The organism is Caldanaerovirga acetigignens (assembly GCF_900142995.1).
Classification (GTDB): domain Bacteria; phylum Bacillota; class Thermosediminibacteria; order Thermosediminibacterales; family Thermosediminibacteraceae; genus Fervidicola; species Fervidicola acetigignens.
This window is the reverse complement of sequence record NZ_FRCR01000010.1, coordinates 37,296-55,347: the sequence shown is the minus strand read 5'-3', so window position 1 is coordinate 55,347 and position 18,052 is coordinate 37,296. Positions and strand designations below refer to the sequence as shown.

Sequence of the window (18,052 nt, the reverse complement as noted above, 5' to 3'; positions counted from 1 at the left end):
TTAAATTTAGCAGGGGGAGGGTTTAGCAATGAATATATCATCTTTTGATTTTAGAGTAATTTATTATTATCTTACCTGCGGAAAAAATTTAAAGTATCATGAGGCGATAAACATAATGAAGAGACTTGGAGCGCAAAAAAAGAAAGGCAGGTATTACTTAGATCTTTCCGCTGCAGCCGTATATTATTACCGCAAATATAAGAGCGTGATAGAGCATAGGAGGATAAAAACCCCCATTCAACTTTATTATAAAGCTTATGAGTATTATGATAAATATAACCCCGACTCCCTGTCGGAATATTATAATGGAGGGTTGAATTGATGAAGATGGTAAATAAAAAAAGGAGATATTCTCTTGATCGGGATAGTAAGGCTGCTTGCATAAGGGTAGCGATTAAAACCGGACTGCCGATTTCTAAGATAGAGGAAGATGTAAAATTTATATACGAAATTTTTGGTCTTGAAAGGAAAAAGCAAAAATACAGGAGATTTCTTGAGATGATTAAAGACGTCTCGGCAATTGAAAGACTTTGTTCAGCGATAATCGAGCGTCCGGATTCGGAAGAGTTGAGGATGATCACAATTGCCTTTATAAGCGGGGAAGGTTATAAAGTCGATTTGGAAGATAAAGTAGAAGAGGATCTCGATGTGATATTTGAAAAACTACTAGAAGGAATTGAAATAGGCGACGGAGAAATATTGGAGGTAGAAACTACGGATTATTGCAGTATTGGGCTTGACGGAAATCCTAGAGAAAGCTCTGGGCAAAGAAAAAAATCTGCTTACGATAGGTTAAACCAAGAGATTTACGGACTCGATGGACAAAAACAAATAATTCTTCAGGCTGTGAAATTGCTGAAGTTAAGGAAGGTAAGACGAAAGTTTGGCCTGTCTCCCATTGAGTTTGCTCCAATATTCCTTTTTTACGGACCACCAGGTACGGGAAAGACCCGCCTGGCGGAAATTATGGGAGAGATATTTTGCGAAGAAGGACTTTTGCCGGGAAATCGTATGATTTCCGGCAGCGCTGTAACGCTTTGCAAAGGACAGTTTGTAGGTCATAGTGCGCCTATGACGAAAAAATTGTTTGAGGAACACGATGTGATATTTTTGGATGAGATTTACTCTGTATCTGCGACGGATGGAATTGGTTTGGATACATTTTCGCAAGAGATACTTGCAGAATTATGCGTTCAGCTTGAAAATGTTTCAAAGAACTGCAATAAGTTGGTGATTTTCGCTGGCTACGGTGGAGGTGTCGCCGAAGAACATAATTTGGTTAGAGGTTGGCTAAAGAGCAATCCGGGGATAGCGTCGCGCATCACTTTCTTTATTGAATTTTACCCCTACTCACCGGAAAAAGAGATGCCGATGATATTCCACACTCTTGCAAAAAATTTAGATATAGAGCTGGAAGAGGGGTGGGAAGAAGTAGCCGTACAATTTTTTAAAGAAAGGGCTAAAAGCGATGATTACGGTAACGGACGGGAGGCAAGGCGGCTTCTTCAAAATTGTCTGTTAATGCAGGCCGAGCGCATTGACCTTGATAATGCCGACATAAAAGCTTTGAGGCTTATTACCTGTGAAGACATAAGAAGAGCCTCGGGAAAGATACTGAAGGGCAATTCGGGAATAAAAAAGGTCCAAAAAATACATCTAGGGTTTTTATAAAAAAATTAAAATTTATTAGGAGGAATGATAAAAATGGCAAGTAAAAAAATAGAGACATGTCTTGATTTGATATCACATTACTATAAAAAATACATTGAGGACAACAACTGGAGAGATAAGGAAGAAATCTTTTATCTTATTGAAATCGGCAATGCTATCGAAAAAGTTGCACATAAGCATGGAGTCACAAAACCAACGATAATAAGTCAGATTGAAGATGTGGTTAGGGCTACTAATTCTCAAGGAGATTATAAAACATTAGTGTATTATATTCAAGATTGGCTTAGGACAGGTAATCCCGTGCAAATTAAGGATGTATTATTGAAAGGTGCATCAAAAACTAATAAAGGGTTCGATGAGGATTTATCGGCGATAAATTTATTTTTCGAGAGGCGTCCGGTTTCTTAAAAAGGGAAGGAAAAATAACTTGGCTAAAATAATGGAAAGCCGGAGGAAAATAAAATACAATGCAGGAATTTATCATAGAAATTATCAACAATTACGGCTATGCCGGCATCTTCTTTCTCATTGCAATAGAAAATATTTTTCCGCCCATACCTTCCGAGGTAATTCTTATTTTTGGCGGTTTTGTAACCGTCTATACGAATATGAAGGTATGGGGGGTCGTCGTATCTGCCACTTTAGGAGCAGTTGCGGGTGCAATTTTTTTGTATGAGATAGGGCGAAAGTTCACTACTGAGAAGGTAGAAAGAATTTTTAGCAGAGGGATTTTTAAGGTGTTCCGCTTAAAAAAAGAGGATTTAAGCAATGCAAGGCGCTGGTTTGATAAATATGGTAGCAAGGCCGTTTTGATATGCAGATTTATACCCTTCATGCGGAGCATAATCTCGGTCCCTGCGGGTATGGCAAGGATGAAAATGAATATCTTTTTACTTCTAACTGTAATAGGGACGTTTATCTGGAATACAGTTCTGGTTTTCCTGGGAAGATTAGCCGGGAATGCTTGGGATAAGGTTGTGCTTTATATGGATTACTATTCGATGACTGTAGGGTCGTTGATTTTTTTGATTTTGGGACTCATTTTGGTTAAGAAAAAATTAAAAATTTGAATGGAAGTCAAACCCAAAAACGATGGGGCGACTACAGCTAGAAAATTAAGCCTTATTAGTGGTATGATGCCGCTTCTGTTTTTATAAAAAGCGGTGTTTTATTTTTGTGTATGAATGTGTATTACCATCGTTTCTTGTGATAAAATAGCATTGAAGGGGGGGATACGGTGAAGAGGATTGATAAGGTTTACAGATGCCTTAAGGAACTTTGTCAAAGGCAGTTTGCCGAAAGGGGAGAGGTAATCGGAGTTTCAGCAACGGAAATCGCTCAAGCCCTCGGTATACAGCGGACCAATGCATCCAGCGATTTGAATGCCCTTTACAGGGAGGGAAAGGTGGAAAAGGTTGAGGGAAAGCCTGTTTTGTATAAAGTGAAAGAGATCGACCTTGTAGTTAGTGGTTCAATCGGGATAGAAAGGGATTCCTTTGATGCGATAATTGGGGCTAATCTTAGCCTGAAAAATGCAGTACAGCAGGCAAAAGCAGCTATCATCTATCCGCCTTCCGGGCTTCATACGCTATTGCTCGGCGAGACGGGGACCGGCAAATCCATGTTCGCGGAAGTCATGTACAATTTCGCAAAAGAAGTTGGCAGGATAAAAAGTAGCGCCCCTTTCATCGTTTTTAACTGTGCCGATTACGCCAACAACCCCCAGCTTTTGATGGCGCAGCTTTTCGGGGTGAAAAAAGGCGCTTATACCGGTGCTGATAGGGACAGAGCGGGTCTTGTGGAAAAAGCGGACGGAGGCATTCTTTTTCTCGATGAAGTTCACAGGCTTCCACCTGAGGGTCAGGAGATGCTGTTTTACCTGATGGACAAGGGACTTTACCGTAGGCTCGGTGAAACCGAAAGCCAGCACAAAGCGCAGGTTCTGATTATCTGCGCTACGACCGAATCGATAGAATCGGCTTTATTAAAGACATTTATAAGGCGAATTCCGATGATTATAAAGCTGCCGAACCTTTCGGAAAGGACGGTAGAGGAAAGGTTTGAGCTCGTAAAAAGTTTTTTTAAAGCGGAGGCGGCGGTTGTAAAGGCCGATATAAGCATAACTTCTAACGCGCTGAAGGCCTTGCTGCTTTATGAATGCCCTGGCAACATAGGGCAACTTAAAAGCGATATAAAACTTTCCATTGCAAAGGCGTATCTGGGATATATGATGAAGCGGGACGATAAGTTATGCGTGCACACCGAAGACTTGCCGGATTACGTGAGAAAGGGGCTTTTGAAATACAGGGAGTTAAAGGATGAAATAGACAAATTTGTGACGGGGGAAATCGTCAAATTTTCTTCCTTAGCTTTTTCGCCCGTTGTCCAGCAAGAAAAGCAGATCTTCAATTTATACGAGGCTTTGGAAGAAAAGAGGAGGGCTCTTGAGGAAAAGGGTTTGAGTGAAAGCGATATAAAGCTGATAATGAGCATCGATATAGAAACTTATCTTAAAAAATTCATGAAAAATTTAGCTAATGACGATTTAGAAGAACTCTACAAAGTTGTGGACAAGAGGGTAGTCGATATCGTGAGGGAGTTTTTGGATTATGCAAGCAGGGAGCTTGGGAGGTTTTTCGCTGATAAGACTTTGTACGGCCTTTCGATGCATGTGGCAAGTTCCATAGAAAGGATAAAAAGCGGGAAGGAGATAGTGAACCATCAACTGGAAAATATAAGGAAGGTATACGAAAAGGAGTACGAAGTGGCGAATTTTTTAAGGGAAAAAATTGAGGAAGAATTCGCAATAAAAGTTCCGGAAGATGAGGTAGGATTTGTGGCAATGTTCTTGTGCCTCGAAGAAGAGGAAGCGGAAAAGGACGAGAGGGTCGGCGTCGTCGTGGCCATGCACGGAGAGGCGGCTGCAACCTCCATAGCGGATGTTTCAAACAGGCTCCTGGACGAAGATATCGTAGTCGGTTACAATATGCCCCTTGACCAAAAACCGGAAGTAGCCCTTGACAACCTGACGAATATAGTGCGGAAGGTGAATCGGGGAAGGGGAGTTCTCCTTTTGGTCGACATGGGTTCCCTTGTCCTTTTCGGCGATATGATATATGAGAGGACGGGAATACCGGTAAAGACTGTAGAGATGGTATCTACTCCTATGGTCCTCGAAGCTGCGAGGAAGGCCATAATGAGGGCTTCCCTGGAAGAGGTATACGATGCGGTAGTCAACCTTAGCCCCTATGTTGGGAGAATCTATAGGGATAGCGTGGATTATGGTAGGGATATAGGGAAGAACGTCATTGTCACTGCCTGTATAACAGGTGAAGGAACGGCTGTGAAGTTGAAGACAATATTAGAAAAGGAATTTGGGCTGAAAGAAAAAGGTATCGATGTGATTCCGTTAAAAATAGAAAATAAAAAAGATTTTAAGAACAAGCTAGACCGGATTAAAAATGAAAGAAACATTCTTGCAGTTGTAAGTGCTCTAGATCCGGAAGATGGTTCTTTGGTTTATATCTCAACCTCACAAATATTTGACAAAAATTTTAAAAATAAATTACAACAAAAACTTGAGATATTGGATTACTTTGAAGCAATTGATAATATGGCGCAAGTAGTTGATGAAAACCTGGATATAAATTCGAAGGTTTATATAAGTTCTTTTAGAAAGTTCTTCATGAGGTTGATAAGCGCTGGTGCTTTATTAAACAAAGATGTGATGATAGGATTAGTAATTCATATTGCGTGTGTTATTGAAAGGATATTGAAAGGAAAAGAATTGCCATTAATTATGAATTTTGACGAGATTATAAATTGTAACAGAGAAAAATTCGATTTGGTCAAAAAGTCGATTGCTGCTTTTGAAAAAGATTTTAATATTAAAATTCCAGATCAAGAGTGTGTTATGATAATGAAGTTGGTATTTTCACTTTAGTTAATACACTTTTTAGTATCCAAACAAAGAACTAATAATACACTTTAATACGGTTTTATAGAGACCTGGCATTTTAGGCCTAAAATGGGCCTTTTTTAATTTGGCACGAGATTTGCTCAAAATATATTTACAAAGAAGAGAGAAAAAAGGGGGAGGATTTTATGAAAAAGATACTGCTGGTATGCGGCGCTGGTATGTCTACTAGTTTGCTGGTAACAAAAATGCAGAAAGCTGCTAAAGAAAGGGGGGTAGAAGTTGAGATAACGGCTACTTCAGGAGAAAGCTTGGACAAAGAAATAGAAAACGTTAGCGTACTACTGCTTGGGCCTCAAATCCGATTTAAAAAGGATGAATTTAAGAAAAAATATGGAGACAGATTTCCGATAGAAGTTATTGATACTATGGACTATGGCATGATGAACGGAGAAAAAGTGCTTGAGTTTGCTTTGAAAATAATGGGCGAAAAGTAGATTTTTAAAATAAAAGGAAGGAGGAATTTTTAATGAAATTTAACTTAGAAGAACTTCAAAAAAAGATTATGCCTGTTGCTACTAGTTTCTCGAACAATAAATATTTGGGTTCAGTTATGGAAGGACTAACATCATTAATGCCTATTATATTGGTTGGTGCTATAGCCACCCTTTTGAAGAACTTGCCCTTTGCTCCTTATCAAACTTTTGTTACATCAACAGGAATATCACAGTATCTTTCAATATTAATAAATTTCACAACGGATATAATCTCGCTGCTTGGAGTATTTTTAATAGCGTGGGGGGCTGCGAAAAAATTTGACGTAGACAGCCCGGCAGCAGGGCTTTTTGGAGTAGTTGCGTTTTTAGTCCTTACGCCTTTAGCGGTTATTGAAAAAGATGGAAATACTGCTAATTATATTTCGTTCGAATGGTTGGGAGCTACGGGACTTTTTGTTTCGATAATACTCGGAATTTTTGTAGGAAGACTCTATGCATATTTGGTACAAAAGGGGCTTGTAATAAAAATGCCTGAAGGAGTGCCACCTACTATTACGAAGTCTTTTGCAGGCCTGATTCCCGGTTTTATTATAAGCGCCGTTGTTCTAGCAATAAAGGTTATTTTTGAAAATACTTCTTACGGAAGCATCCATAGTTTTATCTATTCATTTATTCAAACACCTTTACAAGGGTTAGGCGGAACAATATGGGCTTTTGTTCTAGTGATGTTTGTTGCACACCTTTTGTGGCTAGTAGGGCTTCATGGAATGTTAGTTGCTATATCAGTGATGATGCCGATATGGATGGCTTTAGATCTTAAAAACTTAGAAGCTTTTAATGCCGGACTCCCAATGCAAAATATTCCGGGATTTGCCTTTCTTATGTGCTATACTCTTCTAGGCGGTTCCGGTGCGACATTAGGACTTAATTTGTTGATGTTGTTTAAAGCAAAAAGCCAAAGATATAAGACATTGGGGAAACTTGCTATTGCAGCTGGCATCTGCGGGATAAACGAACCAATAATATTCGGCACACCAGTTATATTAAATCCGTTGATGGCCATTCCTTTTATACTAACACCTATAATTCTTTCAGTAGTAGCATATATTGCAACTGCAATTGGCGTTGTGCCTCCGTTGATGGGAGCAATGATGCCATTAGGAACGCCTATAATTGTTAGTGGTCTTTTACAGGGGAGCTGGAGAATTGCTGTATTGCAGATTGTGTTAGTAATATTATCTGCTGTTATATACTATCCTTTTTTCAAAATAGCAGATGAAAATGCTTATGAGGAGGAAGTGAAACCTGCGATTAAAGAAAGTTGAGGAGGATTTTAAATTATGGAAAATAAAAGATGCTTTCCGGAGGGCTTTCTTTGGGGTGCCTCTACTTCTGCATATCAGGTAGAAGGCGCGTGGAATGAAGATGGCAAGGGACTTTCTGTTATTGATGTAGGGAAAACTCATGAAGGAGTTACCGATTTTAAAGTGGCTAGCGACCATTATCACAGATATAAGGAAGATATAGCTTTATTTGCTGAAATGGGACTCAGAGCGTACCGGTTTTCTATATCCTGGACTAGAATATTTCCTGAAGGTAGTGGAAAGTTGAACGGGAAAGGAATTGAATTTTATGATAAACTTATAGATGAATTGAAAGCATACGATATAGAACCTATTGTGACGATATACCATTTTGATTTGCCATACGAGTTACAAAAAAAAGGTGGATGGGCAAACCGCAACACAATACGGGCTTATGAAAATTATGCGGAAACGCTATTTAAATATTTCGGAGATAGAGTTAAATATTGGCTTACTATTAATGAACAAAATATGATAGTAATGTTCGGAGCGTTTCTAGGGATGATTGAGGCTAAATCCGATAACCTCAAAAAAGAGCTTTATCAGCAAAATCACCACATGTTTTTAGCTCAAGCAAAGGCTATTAAGCTGTGTCATGAAATGTGTCCGGGGGCGAAAATCGGACCCGCCCCGAACATAGCTTACGTCTATCCCGCTTCTTCAAGGCCGGAAGATGTCCTAGCAGCCCAGACTTTTTCATCTATAAGAAATTGGTTATATCTTGATGTGCCGGTATTCGGGCGTTATAACAGCGTTGCATGGAGCTATATGGAAAGTGAAAATTGCGTACCTGAAATCAAAGAAGGCGATATGGACATAATTAAAGAAGCAAAACCCGATTTTATAGCTTTCAATTATTATTCCACGGCAACAGTCGAATTCGACGAAGGTAAAGGATTTAAGAATTCCACGGGAGACCAGCAGATAGTTATTGGCGAACCCGGCTATTATAAAGGGGTTTTAAATCCGTATCTTGAAAAAACCCAATTCGGATGGGAAATAGATCCCCTGGGATTTAGGATTACGTTGAGAGAATTGCACGACAGATATAATCTGCCGCTTTTAGTTACGGAAAACGGCCTGGGTGCTTACGATGCGCTTGAAGAAGGCGATGTTGTTAACGACGACTACCGTATAGATTACCTGCGAAAGCACATAGAGCAGGCGAAAATTGCTATATCGGAAGGAGTAAATCTGATAGGGTATTGCCCCTGGTCGGCCATAGACCTTGTCAGCACCCATCAGGGGATAAGCAAAAGATATGGCTTTATATATGTGAACAGGGATGAGTTTGATTTGAAAGACTTGAGAAGGATTAAAAAGAAGAGTTTTCACTGGTATAAAAACGTCATAGCAACTAACGGTGAAGAGTTGTGATATTTGAAAAATAAAAAAGCAGCCGGTCGAATCAAAAGACCGGCTGCCTAAAATATTTAGCTGGGAAATAGGAGGATGAGTGATGAGCCCTGAACAAATAGTCTTTACCATAATATCTCGTGCAGGTAATGCACGAAGTTTCTGTTTTGAGGCCTTGAAACATGCAAGGAACGGGGATTTTGATGAGGCTAAAAATTGCATTAATAAGGCAGGAGAAGAAATCATCGAAGCCCATCACGTCCAGACAGAGTTGATACAAAAAGAAGTGCAGGGAGAAAGGCAAGAGATTTCCCTACTTTTGATACATGCTCAAGACCATTTAATGAATGCTATGTTGGCGAAAGACTTAGTAGAAGAGATGATAGGTTTGTACGAAATAGTTTTTAAAAATGGCAGAATAGGAGAATAAAGATTATTTGTACCAATTCGGGAAATACGGCAGATGGATTTCATCTGCCTTGTTTAGTTTGTTGGAAATAAAGAGCGAAAGGTGTATAATAAAATTAAGTTTTAAAGTTCCAGGGAGGAGTATTAATTAAGCCAAGCCCTGAAACGAAGGGAAGGCCTCCACTTATGAAGATTGTCTGAACTACTATGATTGTAAAGGATGGAAATGCTTAAATTGATTGACGAAAGGGTGGAGAAATGAAACCCAAAGTGGCCTTTGTCTGCGTCCATAATTCGTGCAGGTCCCAGATGGCGGAAGCTATAGCTAGGCTTTATGCATCGGATGTTTTCGAAGCTTATTCCGCTGGAACGGAAATTAAATCGCAGATTAATCCGGATGCTGTAAAAATCATTAAAAAACTTTATGGGGTTGATATGGAAAAAGACCAGTACCCGAAATTATTGAACGAACTTCCTAAAATTGATATAGCGATAAAAATGGGTTGCAACGTGAACTGTCCTTACCTTCCGGCAAAGCACGTGGAGGACTGGGGCCTGGAAGACCCGACGGGAAAAGGGGAAGAGGAATTCGAAAAAACCGCAAGGATAATCGAAGAGAAAGTGAAAGATTTGGCAAGAAGGATTAAAAATGGCGAAATTTCACTGTAAAAAACGTTGCCTTGCTATTTTTCGATAAAGGTAGTATAATAGACTTTGCAGAATATCTGCAGAAGAATTTGGCCGTGCTAGACGGGGAGGTAGCGGTGCCCTGCACCCACAATCCGCTGTAGTGGGGTCGAATTCCCTCCCGAGGTTTCTTCCCTGTGGGGTCCGGCTGGGATAAGTGGCGAGGACGACCGGGTCCCGCGCAATGGAAACTTCCGAACCCCGCCAGGTCCGGAAGGAAGCAACGGTAAGGAAGCCCTTCCATGTGCCGCGGGGTTGCCTAGTCGGAGCTAACTGTCTCAGTATCGCCCGGAGGGAAAAATCGACGGAGGGTGCACGGCCAAAATTTTAAGCCGCCGGATAGCTTCGGCGGCTTTTGAAATATCCGGAAATTATTGTCGAGGGGATTTTCCATGGCTTATGTAGCCCTTTACAGGAAGTACAGGCCAAAGGATTTCGATGAAATCGTGGGGCAGGAAGCCATTGTCAAGACTTTAAAAAACCAGCTGAAGTCAGGGAAAATAGGACATGCCTACCTTTTTTGTGGCATGAGGGGTACGGGGAAAACGAGCACAGCCAGGGTTTTGGCAAAAGCCTTGAATTGCGAGCAAGGCCCTACAGACACACCCTGCAACCGATGCAAGAATTGCACCGCCATAAATGAAGGGGCCATGATGGATGTCATCGAAATGGACGCCGCGTCTAACAGGGGAATAGATGACATCAGGGTCCTGAGAGAACGGGTGAATTTTCCGCCTTCTGAAGGGCGCTACAGGGTTTATATAATCGACGAGGTGCACATGCTTACTACTGAGGCTTTCAATGCTCTTTTGAAGACTCTAGAAGAACCGCCTCGTCACGTGGTCTTCATTCTGGCAACCACAGAGCCAAACAAGCTTCCCGCTACGATTTTGTCGCGGTGCATGAGATTTGATTTTAAGAGAGTTCAGGGACGGGAAATGCTTCCTCATCTGAAGAGGATTGCAAAGGAAAACGGCATTGAGGCCGACGAGAGAGCTCTTGCCTTTATTGCGAGAAATTCCCAAGGGTCCATGCGGGATGCCCTGAGCTTGCTCGACAAAGCCCTTTCTTATGGCGGAAACAGACTTACATTTGAAGATGCGCTTTCTCTTTTCGGTGCGGTGGGCGATGACCTTTTGATAGATATAGCGAAAGCTGCAAAGGAAAGGAATCCTGGCAGGATTTTAGATGTAATTGAAGAAGTAGTAGAAAGCGGCAAAGACCTCATGCGCTTTGTGGACGATCTGATGACTCTTTACAGGAATATGCTGATGGTGGAGATAGGCGCAAGCCGGGAACTCGTCGACTTGACCGATGAAGATTATGACAGCCTTAAAGCGTTGACAAAGATTTATTCTATAGAAGAAATTCTAAATTCATTGGACCTGTTAAAAAAAGCTGCCGGCGATGTGCGGTGGGCCTCCCAGCCGAGGATCTTGTTGGAAGCAGCCATGGTAAAACTTGCCATGCCGGAGCTTTGGACGGGGAATACAGGAGAAATTGCGAGACTTGCAGTTTTGGAAGAAAGGATTGAAGATCTGGAAAGAAGATTGAAAGAGCTTATAGAAAACCCAGCACGCTTGGAACAGGAAAAAGAAAATGAAGCATCTGAAACGTTGAATGATGATGCTGAGGAAGAATGCATAATAAAGGGGAAAGATGCAAAAAAAGCAGAAGAAGATGCGGCAGGGAAAAATATTGAAGCGGCCAAGATAAGCGCGAAAGGAGAATTTTCTAAAAGCATACCAATTGAGATGGGAAATTCGCCGGGGGAGAAAGCCGCGGAAAACCCGGAGAGGCAGGGGCAAGGAGATGACATGGCTTTAGAGAAATTAAAGGCAATGTGGCAGGACGTGTTGAAAGAATTAGAAAAGTCCGGAAAGATGGCCTTGGTAAACGTCATGAGGGAATGCAGGGTTGAACCTATCGATATGAAAAATGGAATGCTTGTGCTTTCGTTTGGAGGCTACGACGGGCATAAGACCCTTATCGAGATGCAGAAAAAATTGATAGAAGAAGGGATTAGAAGCGTTACTGGATTGGAAGCTATAATAAAAGGATTAAAAAAAAATGAAGAGGTAGCCGCATCGAAGGATGAAGATGTGTCCGATGAGGAATTTATAAGAAGCGCCGTCGAGCTTTTCGGCGAGGACCTGGTGGAACTGGAAGATTAATAATTAATAATGGAGGTATGCGCTTATGAAAAATTTCGGCGGTATGGGAAATGTAAATAAGTTGATGAAGCAAGTCCAAAAGATGCAAGAAGAGATGGCAAAGCTCCAGGAGGAACTCAAAGAAAGGACCGTAGAAGCGACAGCAGGCGGTGGCGCAGTAAAGGTGGTGGCCAATGGCAGAAAAGAACTTGTGGAAGTAAAGATTAAGCCGGAGGTAGTGGACCCGGAGGATGTGGAGATGTTGGAAGATTTGATCCTTGCTGCTGTCAACGAAGCCCTGCAGAAAGCTGAAGAAATGGTGACGAGCGAAATGGCAAAACTCACCGGAGGCCTCAATATACCGGGGCTCTTTTAGGGAAGGATTTATATGGCGTATTACGCACAGCCTATAGCCCGGCTTATAGATGAACTCTCGCGACTGCCAGGCATAGGGCCTAAGACGGCTCAGAGGCTTACTTTTTACATACTGAAGATGTCGAAAGAAAGGGTGGCAAACCTCGTCCAGGCTATAACCAACGCAAAAGAATCCATAGTATACTGTTCTGTCTGTGGGAATTTTACCGATGTAGACCCATGCAGTATATGCAGCGCCTCGCACAGGGATAAGACTACAATAATGGTGGTGGAAGAGCCCAAGGACGTGGTGGCGGTGGAAAAAACGAGGGACTACAAAGGGCTGTATCACGTGTTGCACGGCGTCATATCACCCCTTGAGGGTATAGGTCCTGATGATATAAGGATAAAGGAGCTTCTTGCCAGGGTTCCCTCCGGTGTAAAGGAGGTAATAATTGCTACCAACCCTGATGTGGAAGGCGAGGCAACGGCGCTTTATATTGCAAGGCTTTTAAAACCCCTGGGGCTCAAAGTTACGCGCATAGCCCACGGCCTGCCGGTGGGCGGGGACCTTGACTATGCAGACGAGATAACCCTTGCGAAAGCGCTGGAAGGTAGAAGGGAAATATAGGGAAAAGATATTCTATTAAATGAGCACAAAGAATAGTGCTCTTTTTCTATAGATATGACATGAAAGTCTGCTGCAAAATTCAGGGCTAAGATTTTAAGATGGAAAAAGCGGTGTAAAGCAGGAGAATTGCCATTAACGCATTAAATGCGGCATGGTGCCTTTTAAGTATTCGTTGGAATGCAGTGCCGAATAAGGCCCAGGAACATGTCGAAAGAAAGCTCAGAAATGCAAGAAAAAGGGAAAACAATATGATCGAAAGATTCGATTTGTAGTAAGGCGTTATGAAACTCGAGGTTACGGTTATACCGTAGAGGATGACTTTGGGGTTGAAAAATTGTAGCAGGAGACCCGCGCCAAAGGAACTGCTTTTTTCCATAAGTGAATTATTTTCATCCGAATTGCTTCTTAATATCTTCACCGCAAGATAAATTATATATATTGCACCGAAAATTTTCATAATTTCCCCCGTAATAGGTACGGCAGAAAAAAGGAAGAGGTTAAAGTAGTTGCAAATTATCATTACCACCGTGAATCCGGCGGCTACTCCCAAAATGAACTTGAAGGTTTTTTTGAACCCCATATTTGTCGCGAAAGTCATCGATAAGATATTGTTCGGCCCCGGAGTAAAGGTGTTTATGAGGGCGTAGGATAAAAAGGCAATGAAATTAGGCATTTTAATGACCTCCTGAAAATAAATAATCAACGTTATAATATTCGCCGGATTTTCCACGTTTCCTTTTTTTATTACAGTTCCGTCATCGGCGATCCTGGGGATAATCCCACTTTTTGCCAACCACCGGAATAAAACCTAAAAAATATGGTTAAAATTTCAAAAGAGGTGGTTGCTTTGAAGATGGAGGATATTGCCAGATTTTTTTCGGAACTCTCATCTTTTTTGCTAGAAGACCAGGATGGCACCGTAAAGCCCCAGGAGTTTTCTCTGAGCGACGAAGTTAAAAAAGCCCATGAGGAGCTTTTGACAGCGGAAAAATATTTCCAGTGTGTGACGGACCCGGACCTGGTGGACCATGCTATTTATACAATGGAGGCGGCAAGGAGAAAATTCATTTACCTTTTAAAAAAAGCACGGGAACAGGGCATAACCTCTGGGAAACAGTAATAAGTATGTACAAAAAAGCCCGGAGAGGTGGAGGCCGTGAATCAAATTGACTTATGGGCGATTCTGGCCTATGCGTTTGGGCTTTTGATGCTCTACGCCATAGGCAGGATGCTTTTAGGGCCAATAAGGCTGGTATTAAAGTTGGTTTACAATGCAGTAGTAGGTGGCCTTGTACTGGTCCTCCTGAACTTTATAGGAAGTTACGTGGGACTTCACATTGCTATAAATCCGATCAACGCGTTAATTGTTGGTTTATTAGGAATTCCCGGGGTGGTGCTTTTGATTGCGCTGAAAAATATCCTATAAAGGCTATAATAGGTCCAGACTGCCCTTCGCTGGTTCGAAGGGTTTTTTATTATTTCCGAATGAAATTTTTAATATAATTGACAATAATTCGGTATTAATGTATAATTACAAAAATAATTTTATGCATTATTCATGAAAATTCAGAATCGATCAGGGGGGATAGGGTTGTGAACAAGGTCAGAATTACTGATGTGACCTTGAGAGACGGGCATCAGAGTTTGTGGGCGACAAGGATGACTTTAAGCGACATGCTTCCCATACTCGAAAAAATAGACAGCGTAGGATACCACTCCTTAGAAGTATGGGGAGGTGCGACTTTCGATGTATGCCTTCGGTATCTAGATGAGGACCCATGGGAGCGCCTGAAGACGATCAAAAAATACGTCAAAAAGACTCCCCTCCAGATGCTGTTAAGGGGCCAGTCACTGGTGGGATACAGGCACTATCCGGACGATGTGGTGGAAGCATTCATTGGAAAGGCTGTAGAAAACGGAATAGACATCATTCGAATCTTTGATGCACTAAACGACTTGAGAAATATGGAATTTCCGATAAAAATCGCAAAAAGAGAAGGAGCCCACGTCCAAGGGACGGTGGTGTACACCATAAGCCCCGTGCATACCATCGACCATTATTTGGAGGTAGCCTTAGAACTGGAGAAAATGGGTGTTGATTCGATATGCATAAAGGACATGGCTGGCCTTCTTTCGCCATTTGTGGCTTATGACCTCATCAAGCTTTTCAAGGAAAGGCTAAGGCTGCCTGTGCAGCTCCACAGCCACTACATCGGAGGGCTTGCTTTGGGCGCTTACCTTGAAGCTGTGAGGGCGGGCGTCGACGTTGTGGATACTGCAACTACTCCTCTTGCCTTTGGTGCTTCGCTGCCGCCGGTGGAGACTTTAGTGAGGTCTCTCTCGGGGACCCAATGGGACACAGGGCTTGACATACATCTTTTGTTTGAGATAGCCGAATATTTTGATGAACTTCGCCGTAAGCTTGGATTTGAACGTGGAGTAACTCGCCTTACCGACATGGGGGTTTTCGAACATCAGGTTCCCGGCGGGATGATTTCAAACCTGGTGAGCCAGCTTAAGGAACAGAAGGCCGAACACCGCCTAAAAGAGGTGTTGGAGGAGATACCTAAGGTCAGGGCCGAACTGGGGTATCCGCCGCTTGTTACTCCTACAAGCCAGATAGTGGGAATCCAGGCTGTGTTAAATGTATTGATAGGTGAAAGATATAAGATAATTCCGGAAGAAGTGAAAAATTATGTGAAGGGTTTTTACGGCAGGCCCCCTGCTGAAATTGATGAAAAGGTCAGGAAAAAGGTTATAGGGGACGAAAAAACTATAACAGGCAGGCCCGCCGATTATTTGGAACCCGGTATGGAAAAAGCAAGGGCTGAGATAGAAGGACTTGCATTGAGCGAAGAGGATGTTATTTCTTATGCCCTCTTTCCTCAGGTGGCTAAGAAATTCATGGAAAAGCGAAAGGAAGGCAAACTCATGCCTGGAGGAGGGCGTCAAAACATAAATGCTGAAAAAAGAGAAAGGGAGGTTGAAGAAGAAGGTATGGACCTCAAAAAAATCACTGAATTAATAAAGACCTTAGAACAGACGGGTATAACGGAACTCAGCATAGAGAGCGAAGGAGTAAAACTAAATATTAAAAGGGGAAATATCACCCAAAGTCAAAGTGTAAAAGAAGTGGCTTTGGAGGAAAAACCTGAGAAAGTGCAGCATTCAGGGAGCCCTGCTAATATAGTAGAAGTAAAATCGCCAATGGTGGGAACCTTTTACCGGGCACCAGCCCCTGATGCGCCGCCTTTCGTGGAAGTTGGGAGCAAGGTAAAGCCGGGACAGACTTTATGCATAATCGAAGCCATGAAGTTAATGAACGAGATAACTTCTGATGTAGCCGGGAGGGTAGTGGAAATACTGGTGGAAAACGGCCACCCGGTGGAATATGGTCAAACACTTTTCAGGCTAGAAAGGGAGTAGGTGTGGATGTTTAAAAAGGTACTCATTGCTAACAGAGGAGAGATTGCGGTAAGAATAATACGGGCATGCAAAGAATTAGGCATCAAAACGGTGGCGGTATATTCGGAGGCAGACAAGGACAGCCTTCATGTTAAACTGGCCGATGAAAGTGTGTGCATAGGGCCTCCTTCTGCTGCACAAAGCTACCTCAATATACAGAATATAATAGCGGCTGCAAAGATAAAAAAAGCCGATGCAATACATCCGGGATATGGTTTTTTGGCTGAAAATGCATATTTTGCAGAAATGTGTGCGACATGCGGGATTGCTTTTATAGGGCCTTCATCCCATTGTATACAGATTATGGGCGACAAAGCTTCGGCTAAAGTGGAAATGGAAAAGGCCGGAATTCCGGTGGTGCCCGGTTCTGGAGGAATCATAGAAGAAGAAGACCATGCACTATCAGTGGCAAGCAAGATAGGGTATCCTGTCATAATAAAGGCCACCGCTGGAGGAGGAGGAAGGGGCATGCGGATTGCTCAAAACCCGGAAGAGCTTAGGAAGTCCGTTGCCCTTGCCAGGCAGGAAGCGGAAGCGGCCTTTGGTAACCCGCAGATTTACCTGGAGAAGTACATCGAGGAGCCAAGACACATTGAAATCCAGATTTTGGGTGATATGCACGGCAATGTTATTCACCTTTATGAGAGGGACTGTTCCATACAAAGGCGGCACCAGAAAGTACTAGAAGAAGCGCCGTCACCGGCCCTTTCTCCTGAATTAAGAGAAAAAATCGGGAATGATGCCGTAAAAGCCGCAAAACTTATGGGTTATTACAGTGCCGGCACCATTGAGTTTCTTCTGGATAAAAACGGAAATTACTATTTCATAGAGATGAATACCAGGATTCAGGTAGAACACGGAGTAACGGAGATGGTTACAGGAATAGACCTCGTAAAACAGCAGATACTAATAGCAGCGGGGGAAAAATTAAAAATAAAACAGGAAGATGTAAAGTTAAACGGCCACGCTATTGAATGCCGCATAAATGCTGAAGACCCTATGAGAAATTTTGTTCCAACGCCGGGCAAGGTCCAGTTTTACCATGCTCCGGGTGGGTTTGGTATTAGGGTTGACACGGCCGTATATACCGGCTATGTCGTCCCTCCTTTTTACGACTCTATGATAGCTAAGATTATAGCCTGGGCGCCTTCGCGCGATGAAGCGATCTTGCGAATGAAGAGGGCTCTAGAAGAGTTGAAAATAGAAGGTATATCCACCAATATTTCTTTCCACCTTAAAATAATGGACAACGCCTTTTTCCGGCGGGGCGAAGTATATACGAATTTTATTCAGAGGAGGCTCTTTATATAGAATCGGAAAAACTAAGCGCTTAAGGAGTTCCACGGTATTAGCTTTCTTTTTTTTTTGTACTGTTTTGCGATCAGGTTTTTTTATTAATAAATTATGCTTTAAAACTTTTATCCATAATTGCTTTTGTTTGCCAATTAAGCAAATCTCAAAGGAAGCACTTATAGTTATCATAGTTAAGAAAATTCACTTGACTGTGAAGTTCCTCTCTGTTATACTTTAATAGAGTTTGCTGTATCATA

At 42.1% G+C, this 18,052-nt stretch carries 18 protein-coding genes and 1 other RNA gene; 18 read left to right on the top strand and 1 reads right to left on the bottom strand.

The genetic code is table 11. The features are described 5' to 3' along the window. Positions 1–28 precede the first annotated feature (28 nt). The 14 genes from BUB66_RS08670 to recR all read left to right on the top strand — a co-directional run bounded on the left by BUB66_RS08670 (position 29) and on the right by recR (position 13,037). Positions 29–322, top strand: coding sequence for a hypothetical protein (locus tag BUB66_RS08670; protein WP_073257618.1), 294 nt, complete (start codon positions 29–31; stop codon positions 320–322). Further along, entirely contained in the window at positions 322–1,671 is a 1,350-nt protein-coding gene (locus BUB66_RS08665; RefSeq protein ID WP_073257616.1) for an AAA family ATPase, read from the top strand. The genes BUB66_RS08670 and BUB66_RS08665 overlap by 1 nt, the downstream gene beginning before the upstream one ends. 33 nt (positions 1,672–1,704) lie before the next feature. After that, positions 1,705–2,079, top strand: coding sequence for a hypothetical protein (locus BUB66_RS08660; RefSeq protein ID WP_073257614.1), 375 nt, complete (start codon positions 1,705–1,707; stop codon positions 2,077–2,079). Between the two features lie 59 nt (positions 2,080–2,138). After that, on the top strand, positions 2,139–2,741 hold the full coding sequence (locus tag BUB66_RS08655) for a DedA family protein (RefSeq protein ID WP_073257612.1): 603 nt from the start codon (positions 2,139–2,141) through the stop codon (positions 2,739–2,741). A 167-nt stretch (positions 2,742–2,908) separates the two neighbouring features. Continuing rightward, positions 2,909–5,614: a sigma-54-dependent transcriptional regulator gene (locus tag BUB66_RS08650; protein ID WP_073257610.1), complete on the top strand. Its 2,706-nt coding sequence runs from the start codon at positions 2,909–2,911 to the stop codon at positions 5,612–5,614. Positions 5,615–5,775: 161 nt separating this feature from the next. After that, a complete protein-coding gene (locus BUB66_RS08645; protein ID WP_073257608.1) occupies positions 5,776–6,084 on the top strand; it encodes a PTS sugar transporter subunit IIB in 309 nt (102 codons plus the stop codon). Positions 6,085–6,116: 32 nt separating this feature from the next. Next, positions 6,117–7,409, top strand: a complete 1,293-nt coding sequence (locus tag BUB66_RS08640) for a PTS sugar transporter subunit IIC (protein ID WP_073257604.1) — start codon at positions 6,117–6,119, stop codon at positions 7,407–7,409. A gap of 15 nt (positions 7,410–7,424) precedes the next feature. Then, a complete protein-coding gene (locus tag BUB66_RS08635) occupies positions 7,425–8,825 on the top strand; it encodes a glycoside hydrolase family 1 protein (RefSeq protein ID WP_073257602.1) in 1,401 nt (466 codons plus the stop codon). An 82-nt stretch (positions 8,826–8,907) separates the two neighbouring features. Next, a complete protein-coding gene (locus BUB66_RS08630; RefSeq protein ID WP_073257600.1) occupies positions 8,908–9,234 on the top strand; it encodes a PTS lactose/cellobiose transporter subunit IIA in 327 nt (108 codons plus the stop codon). A 236-nt stretch (positions 9,235–9,470) separates the two neighbouring features. Next, positions 9,471–9,881, top strand: a complete 411-nt coding sequence (locus tag BUB66_RS08625; protein WP_073257598.1) for an arsenate reductase ArsC — start codon at positions 9,471–9,473, stop codon at positions 9,879–9,881. 72 nt (positions 9,882–9,953) lie between these two features. Continuing rightward, positions 9,954–10,218, top strand: an RNA gene (gene ffs / locus BUB66_RS08620) — signal recognition particle sRNA large type. A gap of 55 nt (positions 10,219–10,273) precedes the next feature. Beyond that, positions 10,274–12,073, top strand: coding sequence for a DNA polymerase III subunit gamma/tau (dnaX, locus tag BUB66_RS08615; RefSeq protein ID WP_244269809.1), 1,800 nt, complete (start codon positions 10,274–10,276; stop codon positions 12,071–12,073). Positions 12,074–12,098: 25 nt separating this feature from the next. Continuing rightward, positions 12,099–12,428 carry a YbaB/EbfC family nucleoid-associated protein gene (locus BUB66_RS08610; protein WP_073257594.1) on the top strand — a complete coding sequence of 110 codons (330 nt, stop codon included), beginning with the start codon at positions 12,099–12,101 and terminating at the stop codon, positions 12,426–12,428. Positions 12,429–12,440: 12 nt separating this feature from the next. Then, a complete protein-coding gene (recR, locus tag BUB66_RS08605; RefSeq protein ID WP_073257592.1) occupies positions 12,441–13,037 on the top strand; it encodes a recombination mediator RecR in 597 nt (198 codons plus the stop codon). An 85-nt stretch (positions 13,038–13,122) separates the two neighbouring features. On the opposite strand, the gene BUB66_RS08600 is transcribed toward recR, so the two are convergent. Further along, entirely contained in the window at positions 13,123–13,830 is a 708-nt protein-coding gene (locus tag BUB66_RS08600; protein ID WP_244269808.1) for a LysE family transporter, read from the bottom strand. A 54-nt stretch (positions 13,831–13,884) separates the two neighbouring features. Between BUB66_RS08600 and BUB66_RS08595 the strand changes: the two genes are divergently transcribed. The 4 genes from BUB66_RS08595 (at position 13,885) to accC (ending at position 17,813) form a co-directional block, all read left to right on the top strand. After that, a complete protein-coding gene (locus tag BUB66_RS08595) occupies positions 13,885–14,157 on the top strand; it encodes a DUF2508 family protein (RefSeq protein WP_143156257.1) in 273 nt (90 codons plus the stop codon). 36 nt (positions 14,158–14,193) lie between these two features. Further along, positions 14,194–14,463 (top strand): pro-sigmaK processing inhibitor BofA family protein, encoded by a 270-nt coding sequence (locus tag BUB66_RS08590; RefSeq protein ID WP_073257590.1) that lies wholly within the window; start codon positions 14,194–14,196, stop codon positions 14,461–14,463. Positions 14,464–14,630: 167 nt separating this feature from the next. Next, positions 14,631–16,463: an acetyl-CoA carboxylase biotin carboxyl carrier protein gene (gene accB, locus BUB66_RS08585; RefSeq protein WP_084098938.1), complete on the top strand. Its 1,833-nt coding sequence runs from the start codon at positions 14,631–14,633 to the stop codon at positions 16,461–16,463. A gap of 6 nt (positions 16,464–16,469) precedes the next feature. Beyond that, the gene (accC, locus tag BUB66_RS08580; RefSeq protein WP_073257586.1) at positions 16,470–17,813 is read left to right on the top strand and encodes an acetyl-CoA carboxylase biotin carboxylase subunit; all 1,344 of its coding nucleotides are present in this window, start codon (positions 16,470–16,472) and stop codon (positions 17,811–17,813) included. Positions 17,814–18,052 lie beyond the last annotated feature (239 nt).

What these genes read in the sequence shown, in the direction of transcription:
- BUB66_RS08630 (WP_073257600.1), top strand. Translation starts at nt 8,908, where the DNA reads ATGAGCCCTGAACAAATAGTCTTTACCATAATATCTCGTGCAGGTAAT.
- BUB66_RS08660 (WP_073257614.1), top strand. Translation starts at nt 1,705, where the DNA reads ATGGCAAGTAAAAAAATAGAGACATGTCTTGATTTGATATCACATTAC.
- BUB66_RS08645 (WP_073257608.1), top strand. Translation starts at nt 5,776, where the DNA reads ATGAAAAAGATACTGCTGGTATGCGGCGCTGGTATGTCTACTAGTTTG.
- BUB66_RS08640 (WP_073257604.1), top strand. Translation starts at nt 6,117, where the DNA reads ATGAAATTTAACTTAGAAGAACTTCAAAAAAAGATTATGCCTGTTGCT.
- BUB66_RS08635 (WP_073257602.1), top strand. Translation starts at nt 7,425, where the DNA reads ATGGAAAATAAAAGATGCTTTCCGGAGGGCTTTCTTTGGGGTGCCTCT.
- BUB66_RS08625 (WP_073257598.1), top strand. Translation starts at nt 9,471, where the DNA reads ATGAAACCCAAAGTGGCCTTTGTCTGCGTCCATAATTCGTGCAGGTCC.
- BUB66_RS08655 (WP_073257612.1), top strand. Translation starts at nt 2,139, where the DNA reads ATGCAGGAATTTATCATAGAAATTATCAACAATTACGGCTATGCCGGC.
- BUB66_RS08670 (WP_073257618.1), top strand. Translation starts at nt 29, where the DNA reads ATGAATATATCATCTTTTGATTTTAGAGTAATTTATTATTATCTTACC.
- BUB66_RS08610 (WP_073257594.1), top strand. Translation starts at nt 12,099, where the DNA reads ATGAAAAATTTCGGCGGTATGGGAAATGTAAATAAGTTGATGAAGCAA.
- accC (WP_073257586.1), top strand. Translation starts at nt 16,470, where the DNA reads ATGTTTAAAAAGGTACTCATTGCTAACAGAGGAGAGATTGCGGTAAGA.
- BUB66_RS08665 (WP_073257616.1), top strand. Translation starts at nt 322, where the DNA reads ATGAAGATGGTAAATAAAAAAAGGAGATATTCTCTTGATCGGGATAGT.
- recR (WP_073257592.1), top strand. Translation starts at nt 12,441, where the DNA reads ATGGCGTATTACGCACAGCCTATAGCCCGGCTTATAGATGAACTCTCG.